Annotated in this window: 17 protein-coding genes; 11 read left to right on the top strand and 6 right to left on the bottom strand. The window is 32.3% G+C overall.

Annotation, left to right across the window (positions count from 1 at the left end; all coding sequences use genetic code 11):
* Positions 1–74 precede the first annotated feature (74 nt).
* Complete coding sequence (locus BLR17_RS02755; RefSeq protein WP_066327910.1) at positions 75–1,328, bottom strand: nucleotidyltransferase family protein; 1,254 nt, start codon at positions 1,326–1,328, stop codon at positions 75–77.
* A 53-nt stretch (positions 1,329–1,381) separates the two neighbouring features.
* Positions 1,382–3,187, bottom strand: a complete 1,806-nt coding sequence (locus BLR17_RS02750; protein WP_066327912.1) for an asparagine synthetase B family protein — start codon at positions 3,185–3,187, stop codon at positions 1,382–1,384.
* Between the two features lie 57 nt (positions 3,188–3,244).
* Here BLR17_RS02750 and BLR17_RS02745 point away from each other — a divergent pair, with 57 nt between their 5' ends.
* Genes BLR17_RS02745 through BLR17_RS02730 form a run of 4 tightly spaced genes read left to right on the top strand, consistent with a single transcriptional unit; the run spans position 3,245 to position 5,702 of the window.
* Positions 3,245–4,159 (top strand): hypothetical protein, encoded by a 915-nt coding sequence (locus BLR17_RS02745; protein WP_066327914.1) that lies wholly within the window; start codon positions 3,245–3,247, stop codon positions 4,157–4,159.
* Positions 4,149–5,009, top strand: a complete 861-nt coding sequence (locus tag BLR17_RS02740; RefSeq protein ID WP_066327916.1) for a sulfotransferase domain-containing protein — start codon at positions 4,149–4,151, stop codon at positions 5,007–5,009. Before BLR17_RS02745 ends, BLR17_RS02740 begins: the two co-directional genes overlap by 11 nt.
* A gap of 2 nt (positions 5,010–5,011) precedes the next feature.
* Positions 5,012–5,290, top strand: coding sequence for a PqqD family protein (locus BLR17_RS02735; protein WP_066327923.1), 279 nt, complete (start codon positions 5,012–5,014; stop codon positions 5,288–5,290).
* A gap of 52 nt (positions 5,291–5,342) precedes the next feature.
* A complete protein-coding gene (locus tag BLR17_RS02730) occupies positions 5,343–5,702 on the top strand; it encodes a lasso peptide biosynthesis B2 protein (protein ID WP_169817160.1) in 360 nt (119 codons plus the stop codon).
* Between the two features lie 84 nt (positions 5,703–5,786).
* On the opposite strand, the gene BLR17_RS16465 is transcribed toward BLR17_RS02730, so the two are convergent.
* The 3 genes from BLR17_RS16465 to BLR17_RS02725 form a co-directional block, all read right to left on the bottom strand.
* Entirely contained in the window at positions 5,787–5,927 is a 141-nt protein-coding gene (locus BLR17_RS16465; protein ID WP_169817161.1) for a hypothetical protein, read from the bottom strand.
* Positions 5,928–6,145: 218 nt separating this feature from the next.
* On the bottom strand, positions 6,146–6,271 hold the full coding sequence (locus tag BLR17_RS16595; protein WP_255283851.1) for a hypothetical protein: 126 nt from the start codon (positions 6,269–6,271) through the stop codon (positions 6,146–6,148).
* A 654-nt stretch (positions 6,272–6,925) separates the two neighbouring features.
* Entirely contained in the window at positions 6,926–7,132 is a 207-nt protein-coding gene (locus BLR17_RS02725; protein ID WP_066327930.1) for a hypothetical protein, read from the bottom strand.
* Positions 7,133–7,669: 537 nt separating this feature from the next.
* Between BLR17_RS02725 and cysC the strand changes: the two genes are divergently transcribed.
* The 6 genes from cysC (at position 7,670) to BLR17_RS02695 (ending at position 16,072) form a co-directional block, all read left to right on the top strand.
* Positions 7,670–8,290, top strand: coding sequence for an adenylyl-sulfate kinase (cysC, locus tag BLR17_RS02720; RefSeq protein ID WP_066327931.1), 621 nt, complete (start codon positions 7,670–7,672; stop codon positions 8,288–8,290).
* Positions 8,291–8,296: 6 nt separating this feature from the next.
* Positions 8,297–10,069, top strand: coding sequence for an ABC transporter ATP-binding protein (locus BLR17_RS02715; RefSeq protein ID WP_066327933.1), 1,773 nt, complete (start codon positions 8,297–8,299; stop codon positions 10,067–10,069).
* Positions 10,070–10,091: 22 nt separating this feature from the next.
* Positions 10,092–12,362 carry a helix-turn-helix domain-containing protein gene (locus tag BLR17_RS02710; protein ID WP_066327934.1) on the top strand — a complete coding sequence of 757 codons (2,271 nt, stop codon included), beginning with the start codon at positions 10,092–10,094 and terminating at the stop codon, positions 12,360–12,362.
* An 873-nt stretch (positions 12,363–13,235) separates the two neighbouring features.
* Positions 13,236–14,594 (top strand): oxygen-dependent tRNA uridine(34) hydroxylase TrhO, encoded by a 1,359-nt coding sequence (gene trhO, locus BLR17_RS02705; RefSeq protein WP_066327936.1) that lies wholly within the window; start codon positions 13,236–13,238, stop codon positions 14,592–14,594.
* A 6-nt stretch (positions 14,595–14,600) separates the two neighbouring features.
* Positions 14,601–15,842, top strand: a complete 1,242-nt coding sequence (locus BLR17_RS02700) for a peptidase U32 family protein (RefSeq protein WP_066327939.1) — start codon at positions 14,601–14,603, stop codon at positions 15,840–15,842.
* Entirely contained in the window at positions 15,842–16,072 is a 231-nt protein-coding gene (locus BLR17_RS02695) for a ferredoxin (RefSeq protein ID WP_066327941.1), read from the top strand. The genes BLR17_RS02700 and BLR17_RS02695 overlap by 1 nt, the downstream gene beginning before the upstream one ends.
* Before the next feature lie 103 nt (positions 16,073–16,175).
* Here BLR17_RS02695 and BLR17_RS02690 read toward each other — a convergent pair whose 3' ends face one another.
* The gene (locus BLR17_RS02690; RefSeq protein WP_066327943.1) at positions 16,176–16,556 is read right to left on the bottom strand and encodes a hypothetical protein; all 381 of its coding nucleotides are present in this window, start codon (positions 16,554–16,556) and stop codon (positions 16,176–16,178) included.
* A 52-nt stretch (positions 16,557–16,608) separates the two neighbouring features.
* On the opposite strand from BLR17_RS02690, the gene BLR17_RS02685 reads away from it, so the two are divergent.
* Positions 16,609–18,102: a S41 family peptidase gene (locus tag BLR17_RS02685; RefSeq protein WP_066327945.1), complete on the top strand. Its 1,494-nt coding sequence runs from the start codon at positions 16,609–16,611 to the stop codon at positions 18,100–18,102.
* Positions 18,103–18,246: the final 144 nt, after the last annotated feature.

The following is an 18,246-nucleotide window of genomic DNA, read 5'->3' as shown; positions in this document are numbered from 1 at the left end:
TTCTGTTTCAAAAAAATAAAAAAGCCTTCAATTCTTAAGAATTGAAGGCTTTTTTTGTTTCAAAAATAATTCACTTATATCTTATTTTTAGTAGCTGATTGTGGATCTTGAGGTAGAAATAGTAACCTTATTGGTCTGGCTATGTAATATAAAAAGTGGAATGGTTTATTTATTTTAATAATCATATAATCAACTGCTTGTGGTTTAAAGGTGCTAAGTATTTGATTATATAAATAGAAGAACTTATCTTCTAATGTAATATAAAATTCTTTAGTTCTTGTAATAATAGAATAATGATATTTAATAGCATCCCAAATTGGGAATTTATTATTTCGCATTTTTTGATAGTTATTGCTTAAGATAAAATGAATTAGTATATCGATCTTTTTTTTCTCAACTAATTTATTTTTAAACTGTGTTGCTAGTAGTTGATTTATTGTTGCTTTTACAATATTGGTATTGAGATTTTTATTTAGGAGCGTGAACGTTTCTGAGTTATTATTCTCATTGTTGTTTTGAATTTGGTAGTTTTCGACCCAATTCATTCCTTGTGTTAAATCAATTATGGTTTTAAGGTGTCCAAGTTGATCCTGAAGCAGATGATGCATACATACAGCCTTAAAATGTTCTATTGGATTTATAAAATGGATTTTTTTATTAATTAGTTGATTTTCTTGGGGATTATTCCAGTCAAAATAATTTAATTTTTTATTAACGTGTAAATTTTTATTAATAATATTAAAATGAAATTCCACGTGAAATTCTATTTTTTCGCCTAAAAACTTATCAAAATTAAAATCCTTATGTGTCTTTATAAATTTTTTATGTCCAATTCTATGGTAGTATTCTAATTGATAGGATTGAAATCCTAGTTCCTTCATTATTGGAAATATTTTAGATAGATCATCTGGATTTAGTATCAAATCAATATCAGATGATTCTCGCATATTAATATTTCCAAAAAATTGTTTTGAATATGCTGCTCCTTTGTAAGGCAGTATTTTTATTCCCTGCTGATTTAGTATATTAATCAATTTTTCCGTTTCTAAAGCAAGTTTTATATTTTGAACAGAATTTCTTTTTAGTTCTATGTTTATTTCTAATCTTATTTTTTCAGGAATTTCTATTTTTAATAGTACCCGATAGATAAACGATCTGATTCGGTGTTTACGACATGTTTTGAATACATCTGACCATTCTATATCATTGGACGCAATAAAAGTGTTTAAATCGTCTATTTCAGCCGTTTTAAAGTATACTCTAGTGCATAGTATAACTAATGCCATAGAAATTCCATATTTATTTTTGATGTCTGAAATAGTAATCATTGAGAAGAATTAGTTGAGGAATAATTAAATTAAGTTTTTTTAGTGCAATTTTTTTAAGAAATATCGGGTAAATTCAAACTTATCAAATAATCCATTTCTTTTAAATTATTTAATCGTTTCATTTTCATCAATTCATTTTCGGCTTCTTTTTGCAGGTATTCTTCTTCGGAAATCATTAAACCCGTATGGTTTTTAATGTTATAAATTTTTAATTCTTCTGCTTTTGTAAAAATCCAGTAATCCGCAAAAGCAAGGGTTTTAGCCCCGCTTCTTTTAGGCTGTAGTCGTACTTTTTCCGGTAAGATTCCAATGGCTAAATTTCTAAATAAGGCTCTGGAATAGGGTTTGGGTTTAAACAATTCCGTAGGTAAACTGTACATGATTTCCAATAATCGAATATCAGCCAAGGGATATACAGTTTCTATATTATATTGATTAGCATAGGCTCCTTCTGACTCGGTTCGTAAACTAGTATGTGCTCTGCAAATTTGTTGTTTTTGCCAGTTTTTGAAACTGGGATTAAAAGCAAAAGAAATGTCTTTTAATTCCTTGTAAAATGAAGATTTGGGATTTAATAAATTTCTTTTTTCCTGTATTTCAGAAAAATCGAAGGCAGTTGTTTTTACTTTTTTTGCTTTGTAATAATGTACGGTTTTTAGAATGGCTCCCCGTCTAAAATCAAGTAGAAATTGAAATAAACCTTTAATATTAAAATCGTTCAGGTAATCGTAAAAATAATTATTTCCATTTTGAGAAATGCCTTCATCACCAGGAAAACCACTAAAAATCACTTCTATCTGGTTTTGTTCTGCAGCTATTTTGTATAAACTATCCTGCCAGATACAATCGCTATTGGCAACGCCACCCATTACCTCATTATGTTTATGAATTTCTTCAAATACATCTTTATAATGAAAACCGGTAATTGGATGATGATTTTCACGAATTAAATTCGCATAGTTAATAATTTCTTCCTGAGTGCCTTGTTCATCAATACCGTTATCAGAGTAAGCTCTTGTGGTTTCATCCAGAACAAACGAATAAGTATGCAGCTGTTTTTTATCCATTAATCGAGATAAAAGTACGGCAATGGCTGAGGAATCCATTCCGCCCGAAAGTTGGCATCCTACATTTTTTTTACCTCTGATTCTGGATTTTATAGCTGTTTCAAGTGTTTTTCTTAAAAGGGCATAATAATCTTCATTGTTTTTACAATAACTTAAATCTACTGTGTTGAGTTCCCAATAACGAATTTCTTCTATCTTTTCTCCGGGACTTATAACAATAGAATGAGCCGGTTTGAGTCTTTTAATGTTCTTGAAAAAAGTGTCTTCTACTTCCTGAGGATAATTGCGAAGTTCTTTAGCGATATAGTTTTCATTTAACGCCGGTTTTTTGAGTAAAGCTGCTTTAATTGACGGAATTGTTGTTCCAAAATAGAGTAGTTCATCCTCCTCCATATAAAAAAGCGGACGGATACCCATTTGATCCTTAGCTAAAAAAAGCGATTTTTTCATTTCATCCCAAATTGCAAAACTAAAATCGCCAATGAAATGTTTGACACAATCTTTTCCCCATTTTTGATAGGCAGCTACTATTACTTCTTTTTCTTTAACATCATCAGAAAGTTGCAGTTGCAATTGTAATTCTTCAATATTATCTAATCGGCACCAACCCACATATTGTAAATCAGGAAATTTATTGTTTTTAGAAATTGGTTGAGCAAAATCTTCTAATAGGATTTGATCGGTTAGTAATGAAGTATTTCCATTCTTTAGTGATTTAGTATTGAGATACTTATTTGTTACTTCTTGAAAATTTCCATTATTCAAGTTTAAAATTCCAAAAAATCCTTTCATTTCACTGTATTTTTTTACATTTGCGAAGTTAATAAAATATTAAAATAAAGTGAGCTAATGCCATATAATTACAAGGTTTTTAATTTACGCTGTACTTCAACCATTCTGCTTCCCTCATTTGTGATGAATCAAGAAGAGGTAATTCCTGATTTTGAAGTGGTTTTAGGTACTGTAGTACCTGATTTCAAGAAAGAACCAACTGTAAAAAAACCATTTACACAATTCAATGAGAATGAGTTTTTTTATCAAATGCCTGATATTGCCCGTTATTTTGTTACTGATGGAAATAAAGTAGTCATTGAGCCGCTTTGTGAAGATTGGGATAGTATTCTGTTGTTTTTTTATTCCAATTGTATTGCTGCAATCCTTTTTCAAAAGGACCAAATTCCTTTTCATGTTTCAGGAGTATTGGATAAAAAAGATGGATTATGGCTTTTTGCGGCTCCTTCCAGAACGGGTAAATCAACAACGGCTTTAAAATTAAAAGAAAAAGGCTATACTTATTTTACCGATGATACTGCTTTAATTATGGTTGAAGACAATCAATGTGTTGCCATTGCTTCTTATCCCGTTTTAAGAGCCTGGGAAAATACCATGAATAATCAACAGGTATATGCACTTTCTGATGGAAAGCAATTGCGTGCTGAAATCAATAAGTTTGGTATTGCTTTTCATGATGATTTTGTGGCTACTTCTCAAAAAGTGAAAGGAATTATTTTTCTGGAAATGAAAGGAGATAGCATCCAAATCGAAAGACTAAAATCTACTGATGGAATGAAACGTTTAGGTGATAATATTTATCGAAATAACTGGATTCACGGCATGAACAAGCAGTTGTTACAGTTTAAAACCCTGAGTATTATTTCGCAAAAAGTCCCTTTTTGGACAGCTGTAAGGCCTAAAGATAAACCGAGTTTTGATAGTTTTGCCGATGCTATTATCAATCAAATTATAGAAGCCGATGAAAAATAATATCATTTGGCTAGCATCTTATCCAAAGTCAGGAAATACCTGGTTTCGAAGTTTTTTGACCGCTTTGTTGAATCAGGGCGAAATTGATATCAATAAAATGGAAACAGATGGTATCTTTTCGGCTAAAGAATATATCGAGAGTATTTTAGACTTATCTACCGATGATTTAAGACCAAGAGAGTTTGAATCTTTAAGAAAAACGGCTTTTTCATACAAAGCACAGCTCGCTCAAAAAGAATTATTTGTAAAAATACACGATGCTTATACTTTTTCCCGATGGGATGGATTGCCTCTCATTCCAAACAAAGGTAGCCGTTTAGCTTTGTATTTAGTTCGAAATCCATTGGATGTAGTACTTTCATTGGCTAATCACACGGGATTGAGTATTGATGAAACGATTGATAAATACATGAATTGTGAAGAAGGTGCTTTTGTTAAGAAAGGGAAAGCAGGTCAGCAATATTACCAACTGATGGGAACTTGGGCCATGCACGCTTCGAGCTGGATGCAGCAAAAAGATGTTCCGGTTCATGTTATTCGCTATGAAGATATGAAAATGAATGCTTTTGCAACTTTTAAAACAGCCGTAGAAAAAATGCAATTGAATTATTCTGATGATGCGATTCGTAAGGCTATTGAAGCAACAGATTTTAAAAAATTAAAGCAACAGGAAGAAAACAAAGGCTTTAAAGAAAAAGCAATTCCGTCTTCGGCTTTCTTTTTTAAGGGAGAAACGGGACGTTGGAAAAAAGAATTAACTAAAGAACAAATACAAAAAATCATGACAGTAAACGAATCGATGATGAAACGATTGGGGTACTGGGAAGAAGTTATAAATCAAATACAATAATTATGGATAATCAAAAATACCTTTTAAATACGGAGAAAGTATTGTTTACCCCTTTAGAAGAAGAGGGTGTTTTGTATGCTATCGAAGATAACAAATACATTAGTTTGAATACCACTTACACTTCCATTATTCAATATATTTCTGAAGGATTAGTTTATAACGAAATTGTAGCACAATTAATGGCAGAATACGAAGTAGAGCAGGAACTCTGTGAAGTTCAATTAAAGGCTGTATTAGCCGATTTAATTGCTAAAGAGTACATTAATGAATTTTTTTCTTAAAAAGCTTAAAAACACATTTATTTTAAGCCGGCACCAGCGAAAATTAATTTTGATGGTGTTCTGGCTTGCTATTTATAGAAATTTGTTATTAGCCATAAAATCCAGAAAAGCTTTTACAGAGCAAATTTGTAAAAATCAGGATACAAAAGTAATATTAACAGCAGAAAAAACAGTAATTGCAAAAGATATTGCACTGGCTATATACATTGTCAATAAATACATTCTCTGGAAAAATGTTTGTCGCCATCAATCCTGGCAGGCGGTGTATTTATTGTTGCAATACCAAATTCCTTTTGATTATTTTGTAGGTATTGAAAAAAATAAATACAAGAAAGAGGGGCATTCCTGGGTAAAAGTAAACGGTAAATTCATTTGCGGTAACTGCAATGAGAAAAATTACTTTCTTGTTTAATATTTTGTGTAAGTTCACTTTTGGGGAGTAAGTGAACTATTAATTTGTTTGTGGTAGATTTTGTAAGATAATCAAAATGATTATTTAGGAAACACTCGTTGAAGGTAATCCTACTCCGTGGTTTCCTCCTCCTCCAATCCAGGCTTCATTTTGTCCTGGGACAGTTCCACCATTAATTTCCATTTCTGTTGCTTCGGGATTTACCCATTTTCTTTTTGTTTCCATAACTTTTGTGTAATTAGATTAATAATAAAAATCAGACGCAAAGATATTTTATTTATAAAAAGTATCTACTTTTATAATAAATTTTTTCAAAACTCGATATTACTCCATTCTCATTACTTAAATGTTGTAAATAAGCCATTAAGTCATATAAAAAAAGCCACTTTCATAAAAGTGGACTTTTGATTAAATTAGAGTAACTAAAATAGTATTTACTTTTTTTAAGAAATACTTCCGTGATTACCAAAACCAGTAACATAACTTTCATTGTTACCAAAATCAGTCCCTCCATTCACATTAATTTCAGTTGCTAAAGGAGTAATCCATTCTTTTTTTTCTGTATTCATAAGATTTGTTTTATGCAGGTTTAAAAAATTTGAATCAAAAGTAATATTTTTTTGTAAAAAAATTAGAAATTATTTGTAAATAGTGCTTTTAGGAATGAATTAAGACCACTTTTATGGAAAGTAATTTTATTTTTTAAAATTCCAAATATTTAAGAAAGAGCTGTTATGGTGCCATTGGTTACTTCGTATATACCAGGATCTACACCACCATTCACTTCAATTTCAGTAGCCTGAGGCGTTATCCATTGTTTTTTTTCTGTATTCATAAGTTTTGTTTTTTGTAGGTTTTAGAAATTTAAATTCGTTTTTTGACAAACAGTTAAAATTAGTAACAAAAAAGTCTACTTTTTGATAAAGTAGACTTTTTACTAGATGTACTTTTTTTATCTAAAATTTATGATACATGATAAACTGAATCCTCACCTGAAATAGTAGGATTTGGACCACCATTAATTTCAATTTCGGTTGCTACAGGAGCAATCCATTGTTTTTTTTCTTTTTCCATGATAATTATTTATTAGTAGGTTTAAAATATGAAACAAAAATAGTGTTTTTAATTATTAAAAGTATCGTTAAACGTCACTATTTAGGCATAAAAAAGTCGAATTTTATTAAAATCCGACTTTTTTATAAAATATCTAAGTTTAAGAACATTTATGATATTGTACCATAATCTAATTCCTGATAACCAAGATCTGTACCGCCATTTACTTCAATTTCAGTAGCCTGAGGAGTAATCCATTGTTTCTTTTCTACACTCTTTATTTTTTTTGATAAACAGTTAAAATTATTAATAAAAAAGTCTACTTTTCGATAAAGTAGACTTTTTTTAGATGTACAAAAAAATGCTTTTTTAATCATAAAATTTATGACACTTGATAGAAAGCATTTTCAAAGATATCGGTAATACCACCACCATTCACCTCAATTTCAGTAGCTTGAGGCGTTATCCATTGTTTTTTTTCTGTATTCATAAGTTTTATTTTTTAATAATTTAAAGCAAAACTAAAATTATTTTTCAAATATTAGTAAGAAAAATGATAATGTTTTTTTAAATAAAAAGTCCGCTTTATTACGAGCGGACTTTAATTTTTTTATTTAATGAGCAATTAAAAAATAATAGCCATTAAATAGGTTTAATTTATATTTCAACTAAGAAGAGAAGATAACGTCTTCAAAAGTATTTGGCATACCACCGGTATTAACTTCCATTTCAGTTGCTACAGGAGCAATCCATTGTTTTTTTTCTTTTTCCATGATAATTATTTATTTAGTAGGTTTAAAAATTTGAAACAAAAGTAGTATTTTTTTGTAATAAAACACTTTGATAATAAAACTTTGTTTTTTTATTAAAACTACAGCTAAAAGATTAAATTTGGCTCTTTATAATTTACAAATATGAGTGTAACAAACTATTTGTTTCAACAAAACTATTCCGTTTCCCGTAAAGACCGTGAGGATTTAAATGGGCATATCGCTTTTACGGTTTGGTTTAGTGGTTTTTCGGGCTCCGGAAAATCGACTCTGGCTGCTGCATTAGATCAATGGTTTTTCAACAGGCAAATACGTTCTTACATTACGGATGGTGATAATACCCGCATGCATCTGAACCGTGATTTAGATTTTAGCAGAGAAGGGCGAAAGGAAAATATCCGTCGTGTGGCTGAAGTTGCCAGGCTTTTTAACGATGCCGGTGTAGTGGTTATCAGTTCTTTTATTTCACCTTTTGAAGAGGATAGAATTTCTGCTAAAAGCATTGTAGGTCCTGAAAATTATATCGAAGTTTATATAGCTACACCACTTGAAACCTGTATTCAAAGAGATGCTAAAGGTTTGTACGCCAAAGCTCAAAAAGGAGAAATTAGTGACTTCACTGGAATCAATAGTCCGTATGAAATACCCGTAAATCCTGATATTATTGTTGATACTACTGATAGAAGCATTGAAACTTCATTAGAAATAATAACTAGTTGGTTGTTAGAAAATAAGTTACAACCAAAAGTTCAATTAAAGCCATAATCCATTTTGAAAAAACAGTTTCAATTCAAAAAAATCGTTCAGGATTATCTTCAAATCTTAGAAATCATCTACAAAGCTTCTCCCGGAAATGCTCTGAGTTATTTTGTTTTGGTTTTATTTCAGTCGGTGGTTCCGGTTGCTACACTTTATATTACCAAAGAAATTATTGATATTATTACCACTCCCAAAGGACATAATTTTAACGAAATTATTTTTTGGGTTATTGGTTTTTGTCTTTTGCAATTAGTTGCTTCCATTTGTTCACAATTAGCAACTTACGTAAATGGTTTGTACCAACAAAAAGTAGGTGATTATTTATCGAAACGTGTATTGGACAAAGCCATTTCAGTTGATTTCTCCTATTATGAAAATCCGGTCTATCACGATACCTTACATCTGGCGCAACAACAAGCGGTTTTTAAAGCGGCTCAGTTGTTAAATGGTTTCAGTAATCTGTTGATGCAATTTTCGAGTGTTGTGATGATTGCGAGTATGCTGGCTTATTATTATTGGCAATATGCAGTAATCATTGTGGTTCTTTCTCTGCCGTTGTTTGCAGTTAAATGGTTTTTTTCCCGAAAAAGTTTTAATGAGGAAACGAAGTTGGCCAAAATAGAACGCGAATCGAATTATTTACAACAGGTTTTAACGGGATTGAGTTATGCTAAGGAAGTACGTCTTTTTGGTTTTGGAAAAGAATTTATTGCCCGTTACAGTGTTTTAAGGGAATATTTGTTTAAGCAACGAAAATCTATTCAAAACAAGCAGAATTTTTACAGTGTCATTATTGAAGCGGGTGAAATTGTTCTGGTAGGTTTTATTTTTCTGTCTTTGGCACAAAATACCTGGGAACAACTTATTACACCGGGACTTTTTGTGATTTATTTACAAGGTTTCCAAAAATTACAATCGGGAACAAAAAGCTTTTTGACAGCCTTGGTGCAATTATTCCAACACCGAATGTTCATTAATCATCTTTTTCAATTTCTTGATATTCCGGAAAGAATTTCTAAGGAATCCATTGTTCCTTTTCCGGTAAAACCTTCGAAATTAGAAATCAATAATTTACATTTTTCTTATCCGAATACCAAAAGAGAAATTCTTAAAGACATTTCGTTATCCTGTGAAAAGGGACAAATCATAGCCATTGTTGGTGCTAATGGTTCGGGAAAATCTACTTTGGTAAAATTGTTAGGGAAATTGTATGATTATGAAAATGGAAGTATTGTTATTGATGGATTGGATTTAAAAAATATTGATAAAGAGACATTCCGGGAAAATAGTGTTTTCCTTTTTCAGGATTTTGAAAAATATTTTTTAAGTGTTGCCGAAAATATCAGTTTAGGCGCTAAAGAAACCAATGATTTAGAAGCCTTAAAAAGAGCCGCCGAAAATAGTGGTGCAAAGGTTGTCATTGATAAATTAAAACATGGTTTTGATACAAAATTAGGACGGACTTTTTGGATGGGTGAACAATTAAGCGGTGGCGAATGGCAAAAACTAGCCTTAGCCCGATTGTTTTACCGTGATGCCGATTTGGTCGTTATGGACGAACCTACCAGCGCCTTAGATGCTTTTTCTGAAGGAGAATTGTATAATTCGCTAAGAGATTGGGGGAAAGAAAAAATGATTATTTTAGTTTCTCATCGATTGTTTCAATTGAAAAAAGCCGATGTTATTTATGTGATGAAAGAGGGACGTATTGTTGAGAAAGGGGATTTTGATACTTTAATTGCTCAGAAAAGTTATTTTTGCGAAATGTTTGAAGACCAATTGTAATTGTATTTAATCTTTACGTCACATGCAAACCTTATCCGAAGCCGCAAAATATACTTTACAATTCATCAATCAAACCCAGCGTTCGGTTTTTTTGACGGGTAAGGCAGGAACGGGTAAGACCACTTTGCTTCGTGAAATAATTGAAACAACCCATAAAAATACTGTGGTTGTGGCACCTACGGGTATTGCGGCTTTAAATGCCGGCGGTGTTACGATTCATTCGATGTTCCAATTGCCGTTTAGCGGATTCATTCCTTCGCATACTGCTGAATCACAGTTTTCGGAAACGGTAAAATTTGAAACTAAGGAAAGTTTGCGCAGGCATTTTAAGATGAATGGGGTGAAAAAATCGGTAATTCGAAATATGGAATTGCTGGTGATTGACGAGGTAAGTATGCTGCGTGCCGATTTGCTGGATGCTATGGATTATATGATGCAAACCGTTCGGAAAAAAGCGACTCCTTTTGGTGGTGTTCAGGTTTTGTTTATTGGTGATTTGTTGCAATTGCCACCGGTAATCCGGGATGAGGAATGGCGTACTTTACGCAATTATTACAAGGGAAAATTCTTTTTTCATTCGCATGTTATTCAGCAAAGTCCGCCTTTGTATATTGAATTGTCTAAGATTTTCCGTCAGACCGATACTAGTTTTATTTCGGTTTTAAATAATCTGAGAAATAACCAGATTACTCCCGAAGACGTTCAGGTTTTGAACCAATATGTAAAACCTGATTTTGATTTAAAAGCCAATAAAGGTTATATCACTTTAACGACTCACAATGCCAAAGCCGATGCTATGAATGCTCAGGCTTTGGAGGATTTAAAAGGAGAATTAATTACCTATAAACCTGAAATTACTGGTGATTTCCCTGAGAAAATATTTCCTGTCGAACACAATTTGCAATTGAAAGTGGGAGCGCAAATCATGTTTGTTAAAAACGATTTGAATTTCGAAAAAAACTATTTCAATGGTAAAATGGGAATTATCAAATCACTTTCCAGTCAGGAAATTCTGGTTCATTTTCCCGAAGAAAATAAAACGATAGAAGTAGAGCGTTACGAATGGCAAAATATCCGTTACAAAGTCGATCCGTTGACTAAGGAAGTCGAGGAGGAGGTTTTGGGAACTTTTGTGCATTATCCTATCAAATTGGCCTGGGCCATTACAGTACATAAAAGTCAGGGATTAACTTTTGACAAGGCTGCGATTGATGTTTCGCAGGTTTTTATGCCTGGGCAGGCTTATGTGGCTCTGTCGCGTTTGCGTTCGTTAGAAGGCTTAGTTTTGCTTTCTCCGCTACGTATGAACGGTATTTCAAACGATCAGGATGTGATGGAATATGCACAGAATAAAGCTTCGGAAGAAGTTTTGAAAAATTCGCTGCATTTTGAAACCAAGAATTTTATCCATAATTATCTGATTAACAGTTTCGATTGGTATGATTTGGCTCAGGAATGGCGTAATCATAAATTCAGTTATTCGGATAAAACGGAAAGTTCGGCAAAATCTAAAAATGCACTTTGGGCAGCCAAACAATTGGAAAGTATCGAATTGCTTTTGGATCCATCCAAAAAATTCATCATCCAATTGAATAAAATTTTTGCCAATGAAACGGTAGATTTAATTCATGTTTCTGCCAGAATTCAGGCAGCTTTTGATTATTTTTTCAAACCGATGGACAATTTGGTTTTTGAAATTCTGTGGAAAATTGAAGAAATTAAACGGCTCAAAAAAGCAAAAGCCTATTTTGAAGAATTGTCTGAATTAGAAGAATTGCAGTCGAAAGCGGTTTTGCGATTGATGAAAACCAAACTTTTAATTGAAACGGTTATTGCCAATGAGCCTATTTCGAAAGAAAAACTAACTTCGGATGAAATCAAAAAATATCTTTCGAGGAAAAAAGAAGCTATCCAAAATCAATTCAAAGAAACGCATGTGAATTTGATTGAAGACGAAGTCGATTTGAATCGCTATATTTCTAAGAAAAAAGACAAGGCAGCACCTAAAAAATCTACTATTGAAGAAACTTTTGACTTGTGGATAGCTAAAAATTCGATTGAAGATATTGCCGATATTCGCAAGCTAACCGTTCAAACTATTGAAGGTCATTTGGTAAAATTAATTCAGGGCAAAAGAATTTCGATAAGCGAAGTCTTGCCTCAGGATAAAATTGACGAATTAGCCGAAGCTTTTAAATTCTATAAAGAAGAGTCTCTTACTCCGATGAAAGAAAAATTTGGTGACAAATACAGCTGGGAAGAATTGCGAATGTTTAAAGCGAGTTTGAACTAAAAAGTCATTGCGAGTTACGATAGCTTCGTAACTAAGCAATCTAACTTAAAGATACTTTATTGAAAAGTTTTTAAATTAAAAAAGCACTTTTTTATTTAAAAGCAAAGTTTTTTTTATACTTTTACAACATGAAATGATATAGTAAAAAAGCATAACAAAAATTACTATATAAAAAAACCCGTCTTTGAAAGACGGGCATTTTAAAACTAATCTAAAATCGTTTATTAGCACGGTAGATATTTAGAACAATACCGGAAAAATAAAAAAGGCATTCAGAAATAGTTTTCCAAGATGAAGCATCGTTAAAACTCATTTTAGAAAATATAAAGTTAATAAATAAGAACTTGTGAGGCCTTACAAATAACCACAGGGTAGGATCTGTGGTTTTTTTTATGCTCAGCTGTCAGATACAAAGATTGTAAATTCTAACGGCAATTAAAAGCCAAACTTATTCACAATAACCCCATGTTTTTAACAAAGACAGAAATCACTCCTGAATCTTTAATAAAACAGTATAATATTGTTTATCAGTAATTTGAAAGTTTGAAAACGTTTTATCACGTTATAAAATATAGAAATTTTAAAATCCAAAACAAAAAAAATCTGTCAACTTTAATCTTCAATAATAGCCATAAACGATTAACATATCGTAAAACGATATAAAGTAACATTCAAAATAAAAATATCTAATTATATTTGGGTTTTTCTTTCATTTTTTCATTCTGATAACTATCGGAACGAAGCAATCTCGCTAACCCTTATCCAGTGCTTGACTTTTGAAATGAGATTTCTTTGTGAATCTTCGTGTAACAACTAAACCATTTATTTTTTATACTTTTGCAAAAAATATTCTAACCTTAAACTGTTTATAGCATGCAACTGTACAACACCTTAAGCGCAGAAGAAAGAGCTGAACTAATTGATCAAGCGGGTAAACAACGTCTCACGTTGTCTTTCTATGCGTATGCCAAAATTGAAGATCCTAAAAAATTTCGCGACGATTTATTTCTAGCCTGGAATGCACTAGATGCCCTGGGTCGAATCTATGTTGCTCATGAAGGTATTAACGCTCAAATGAACGTTCCTGCCGAAAATATTGAAGCTTTTAGAGAAACTTTGGAGGTGTATGATTTCATGAAAGGCATTCGTTTGAATGTAGCCGTAGAACATGACGATCATGCATTTTTGAAATTGACAATAAAAGTACGTCACAAGATTGTTGCCGACGGATTGAACGACGACACTTTTGATGTAACTAATAAAGGAATTCACCTAAAGGCTAAGGAATTCAACGATATTCTTGATGATCCGGATACAATTGTGGTTGATTTTAGAAATCACTACGAAAGTGAAGTGGGTCATTTTAAAGGCGCCATTACTCCTGATGTGGAGACTTTTAGAGAAAGTTTGCCTATTATCAACGAGCAACTTCAGAACCACAAAGAAGATAAAAATCTGGTAATGTATTGTACCGGAGGAATCCGTTGTGAAAAAGCGAGTGCATATTTTAAACACCAGGGTTTTAAAAATGTTTACCAATTAGAAGGGGGAATCATCAATTACGCCAAGCAATTGAAAGAAGAAGGCTTAGAAAGCAAATTCATTGGAAAAAACTTTGTTTTTGATAATCGTCTAGGCGAAAGAATTACTGATGATATTGTTTCGCAATGCCATCAATGTGGAAAACCTTGTGACAATCATACCAATTGTGCTAATGATGGCTGCCATTTATTGTTTATCCAATGTGATGATTGTAAGGCCGCTATGGAAAATTGTTGTTCAATCGAATGTCAGGAAATCACGCATTTGCCTTGGGAAGAACAATTAAAATTGCGAAAAGGAAAACAAGTTGGTAATAAAGTATTCAGAAAAGGAAAATCCGAAAGTTTGAAGTTCAAACATTCAGGTGAACTTTCGGATACGGCTTTAGCAACCGCTTCAAAATCAGCTGATATTCGTCAGAAAATAAAAGTAAAAAAGACCTTAGTTGGAAAAGCTGAGCATTATTATGTAAAAGCGCAAATTGGACTTTTTACCATTGAAAATAACGAATTGAATTTGGGAGATAAGATCTTAATTTCAGGACCAACAACCGGAAATCAAGAATTGATTCTGGACAAAATGTTTGTTAATGGATATGAAGGAATTCAGGCTAAGGCTGGTGATAAATTGACTTTTGCTGTTCCGTTCCGAATTCGTTTATCGGATAAATTATATAAGATTTTAGACTAATTTATCATGACATCGATTCATAAAATTGAACTCATGGCTCCCGCCGGGAACTTTGAGTCACTTCAGGCTGGAATAGATAATGGTGCTGATTCGGTTTACTTTGGCGTTGAGCAATTAAATATGCGCGCCCGTTCTACAGTGAACTTTACCATAGATGATTTACCGGAAATTGCCCGTCGTTGTGAGGTTAAAAATGTGAGAAGTTATTTAACATTAAATACCATCATTTACGATCACGATTTATCGGTAGTTAAAACCTTATTGAACAAAGCTAAAGAAGCTAATATTACGGCAGTAATTGCATCAGATCAGGCAGTAATTGCGATGGCGAGAAGCATTGGAATGGAAGTGCATATTTCTACTCAGTTGAATATTACCAATATTGAAACCATAAAATTCTACAGTCTTTTTGCCGATACGATGGTTTTAAGTCGCGAATTGAGTTTGCGTCAGGTAAAAAGCATTACTTCTCAAATTGAAAAAGAACAAATCAAAGGGCCATCAGGAAAATTAGTAGAAATTGAAATTTTCGGTCACGGCGCTTTGTGTATGGCGGTTTCTGGCAAATGTTATCTAAGTTTGCATTCGCATAATTCTTCGGCAAACCGAGGTGCCTGCAAACAAAATTGCCGAAAAAAATATACAGTTATCGATCAGGAAAGCGGTTTCGAAATCGAGCTGGATAACGAATACATGATGTCGCCAAAAGATTTATGTACGCTGGATTTTCTGGATCAGGTAATCGATTCGGGTATTCAGGTATTGAAAATTGAAGGTCGCGGTCGTGCTCCGGAATATGTGGCAACCGTTATCAAAACCTATCGCGAAGCCATTGACAGTTATTATGAAGGCACTTTTTCTAAAGAAAAAATAGTGGTGTGGATGGAAGCTTTAAATACCGTTTACAATCGTGGTTTTTGGGCCGGATATTATCTGGGTCAGGAATTAGGGGAATGGAGTGAAGTTCCTGGTTCTGTTGCTACTCAGAAAAAAGTATATATTGGAAAAGGAACCCATTATTTTCCAAAAGCCGAGATTGGTCAGTTTAAAATCGAGGCTTACGACATTAAAATTGGAGACAAAATCCTAATTACAGGACCTAATACCGGTGCTCAGGAAATGATTATCGAAGAAATGTACGTCAATGACAGCACCGCTGAAAAAGCTACTAAGGGAGACGACTGTACGTTTAAATTACCGTTCCGAATCCGTATGTCTGACAAACTTTATAAAATTGTGGAAGCCTGATGGTTATAGTTACCTTACAAAGAGATAAATGTATTGGTTGTAATTATTGTGTTGAAATGGCTCCATTACAGTTTCAAATGTCTAAAAAAGACGGTAAATCAGTTTTATTGCATTCGCAAAATGCCAAAGGTTTTTTTACCTTAAAATCGCATGATCACAGTATTGCCGAAAGTGTTGAATTGGCTGCCAAAGCTTGTCCTGTAAAGATAATTTCGGTGAAAGAAACTTAAAAATATTGTTTTCTAAATACTAAAATCCTGTTTTGAATATTTCGAAACAGGATTTTTTATTGTAAATTTTAGCTTTTTGAATTAAATCAAATGAATATAAATGTTACTGCTCAATTAATTTAAATTTAACAGCTTGAAAAAATAGTTGCGAATCTTTTTCAAAATAAATTCCGTTTTCTTTTTCCTCTAATTTTACTTGGTAGTTATGAATTAAAGTGGTTTGAGCAATCACATTTACTTGATAGGTAGTGCCCATTTTGTTTTCCATAGATATATTTTGAACAATTCCGTTTATCACAATCGATTTTGGAATTATTGCGCTATTATTTAGTTCAAAACTAACGATATATCCTTTTTCAGTATTCCTATTATAGCTTTTATAGGTTTGGTTTTTGATGTCTAAAAGTTGTTTGGAACAGGATGACAGAAAGAAACATCCGAATGAAAGTAAAATATAGATGGTTTTTGATGTAATAATTTTCATAATTTTAGAGTTTTTAATAGCTACAAATGCTAATTTAAACAATTGAATTATAATGAAATTAAAATATGTCCTTTTAACGTTGCTTGTGGGATTGGTTTTTACTTCTTGCAGTAAGGATTCTGATTCTAATGAAACCACCACCACCACGCCAGATGTGATAAATGATTTTGTTTGGAAAGCAATGAATTCCTGGTATTATTGGCAATCCAAAGTTTCTAATTTATCTGATAGCAAAATTACTTCCAACAATAACTATGCTAATTTTATTAACGGTAAGACTCCTGATGCTCTTTTTTATTCGCTTCTTTATCAAAGAGGAACGATTGATAAATTTTCTTGGATTGAAAACAGCAATGAAGTTGTGAGCGCTTCAAAAATTGCCGAAGTCCAAAAAAGTGGTGGTTTTAATTATGGTCTTTACCCTAAAGATGCTAATAATGTAAATTTAGTAGCCTTAATAAATTATATCGTACCTGGTTCACCTGCTGCTTTAGCAGGATTGAAAAGAGGTGACGTTGTTACAAAAATAAATGGAAGTCAACTTACGGCAAGCAATTATAATCAGTTAGAAGACACACAAGTAACCCTTACTTTGGCTGCAAGTGTGGGATTTACAAGTACTGCTATGGTAACCACCGATAAAGCGACTACTGTAACTGTTTCCCAACTTGATATTGACGAAAACCCTATTGCTTATTACGAAAAGAAAGTATATGGCAGTAAAAACATAGGCTATTTAGTGTTTAATGGTTTCAAAGCAGATTATAATGATGAACTTAATGCAGCTTTCGCTAAAATGAAATTGGATGGAATTAATGAATTAGTTTTAGATTTAAGATATAATGGTGGTGGCTCATTAGAAACTGCAATTGCATTGGCACAAATGATTAACGGAAGTAATACAAATAAGCCTTATATCTATTTAGATTTTAATGATAAACATAATAGCGATGATGGTTTTGAATACCTTTCAGATAAAGTTAAAATTTACAACTTAGTAGATAACGAACCCACTTTTCAGAGTGAAGAAAGTGTAAATAGTCTTTCTTTAACTAAAATATATGTCCTAGTTAGTTTTGAAACGGCTTCTGCTAGTGAACTCACCATTCAATGTTTAAAAAAATACATTGACGTGGTTACGATAGGCGATGATACAGTTGGTAAATTTGTAGGATCGATAACCTTATATGACTCTCCTGCTTACGATTATGCCTCATACGCTAATAGAAGTACCAAACACCAATGGCAATTGCAACCTATTACTTTTGCCTATTACAATAAAGACAAAGATGTAAATCCGTCAAAAATAACACCTAATTATGAAATTAATCCATACGATACTTTTTCAAATCTGGTAGAATTTGGAAACGTAAAAGACCCATATTTAAAAAAGGCTCTTGAACTAATTACCGGGCAAACTTTACGGACTAATAACCAAAGTGCTAAAAGCGCAATATCTTTTAGAAATGACAATCTTGCGGCATTCAATCCTACAAATACAGCCAAAGGATTATATATTCAAGATTTTAAAAGTTTAAAAGAATAAGAATAACTAAAACGAAAGTTTTGAATTGGTAGCAAAAGCTAGTAATTTAAAATTATTTCAGTTAATGAAACTTAGAAAGTAAGTATTAAAATATTCAATTTTAAACCATTACATTTTAATTGTAATGGTTTTTTTTAATAAAAA

The organism is Flavobacterium glycines (assembly GCF_900100165.1).
GTDB classification, from domain to species: Bacteria; Bacteroidota; Bacteroidia; order Flavobacteriales; family Flavobacteriaceae; genus Flavobacterium; species Flavobacterium glycines.
This window is presented reverse-complemented; position numbering and strand designations above follow the sequence as displayed.

What these genes read in the sequence shown, in the direction of transcription:
- BLR17_RS02755 (WP_066327910.1), bottom strand. Translation starts at nt 1,328, where the DNA reads ATGATTACTATTTCAGACATCAAAAATAAATATGGAATTTCTATGGCA.
- BLR17_RS02750 (WP_066327912.1), bottom strand. Translation starts at nt 3,187, where the DNA reads ATGAAAGGATTTTTTGGAATTTTAAACTTGAATAATGGAAATTTTCAA.
- BLR17_RS02745 (WP_066327914.1), top strand. Translation starts at nt 3,245, where the DNA reads ATGCCATATAATTACAAGGTTTTTAATTTACGCTGTACTTCAACCATT.
- BLR17_RS02740 (WP_066327916.1), top strand. Translation starts at nt 4,149, where the DNA reads ATGAAAAATAATATCATTTGGCTAGCATCTTATCCAAAGTCAGGAAAT.
- BLR17_RS02735 (WP_066327923.1), top strand. Translation starts at nt 5,012, where the DNA reads ATGGATAATCAAAAATACCTTTTAAATACGGAGAAAGTATTGTTTACC.
- BLR17_RS02730 (WP_169817160.1), top strand. Translation starts at nt 5,343, where the DNA reads ATGGTGTTCTGGCTTGCTATTTATAGAAATTTGTTATTAGCCATAAAA.
- BLR17_RS16465 (WP_169817161.1), bottom strand. Translation starts at nt 5,927, where the DNA reads ATGGAAACAAAAAGAAAATGGGTAAATCCCGAAGCAACAGAAATGGAA.
- BLR17_RS16595 (WP_255283851.1), bottom strand. Translation starts at nt 6,271, where the DNA reads ATGAATACAGAAAAAAAAGAATGGATTACTCCTTTAGCAACTGAAATT.
- BLR17_RS02725 (WP_066327930.1), bottom strand. Translation starts at nt 7,132, where the DNA reads ATGATTAAAAAAGCATTTTTTTGTACATCTAAAAAAAGTCTACTTTAT.
- cysC (WP_066327931.1), top strand. Translation starts at nt 7,670, where the DNA reads ATGAGTGTAACAAACTATTTGTTTCAACAAAACTATTCCGTTTCCCGT.
- BLR17_RS02710 (WP_066327934.1), top strand. Translation starts at nt 10,092, where the DNA reads ATGCAAACCTTATCCGAAGCCGCAAAATATACTTTACAATTCATCAAT.
- trhO (WP_066327936.1), top strand. Translation starts at nt 13,236, where the DNA reads ATGCAACTGTACAACACCTTAAGCGCAGAAGAAAGAGCTGAACTAATT.
- BLR17_RS02700 (WP_066327939.1), top strand. Translation starts at nt 14,601, where the DNA reads ATGACATCGATTCATAAAATTGAACTCATGGCTCCCGCCGGGAACTTT.
- BLR17_RS02695 (WP_066327941.1), top strand. Translation starts at nt 15,842, where the DNA reads ATGGTTATAGTTACCTTACAAAGAGATAAATGTATTGGTTGTAATTAT.
- BLR17_RS02690 (WP_066327943.1), bottom strand. Translation starts at nt 16,556, where the DNA reads ATGAAAATTATTACATCAAAAACCATCTATATTTTACTTTCATTCGGA.
- BLR17_RS02685 (WP_066327945.1), top strand. Translation starts at nt 16,609, where the DNA reads ATGAAATTAAAATATGTCCTTTTAACGTTGCTTGTGGGATTGGTTTTT.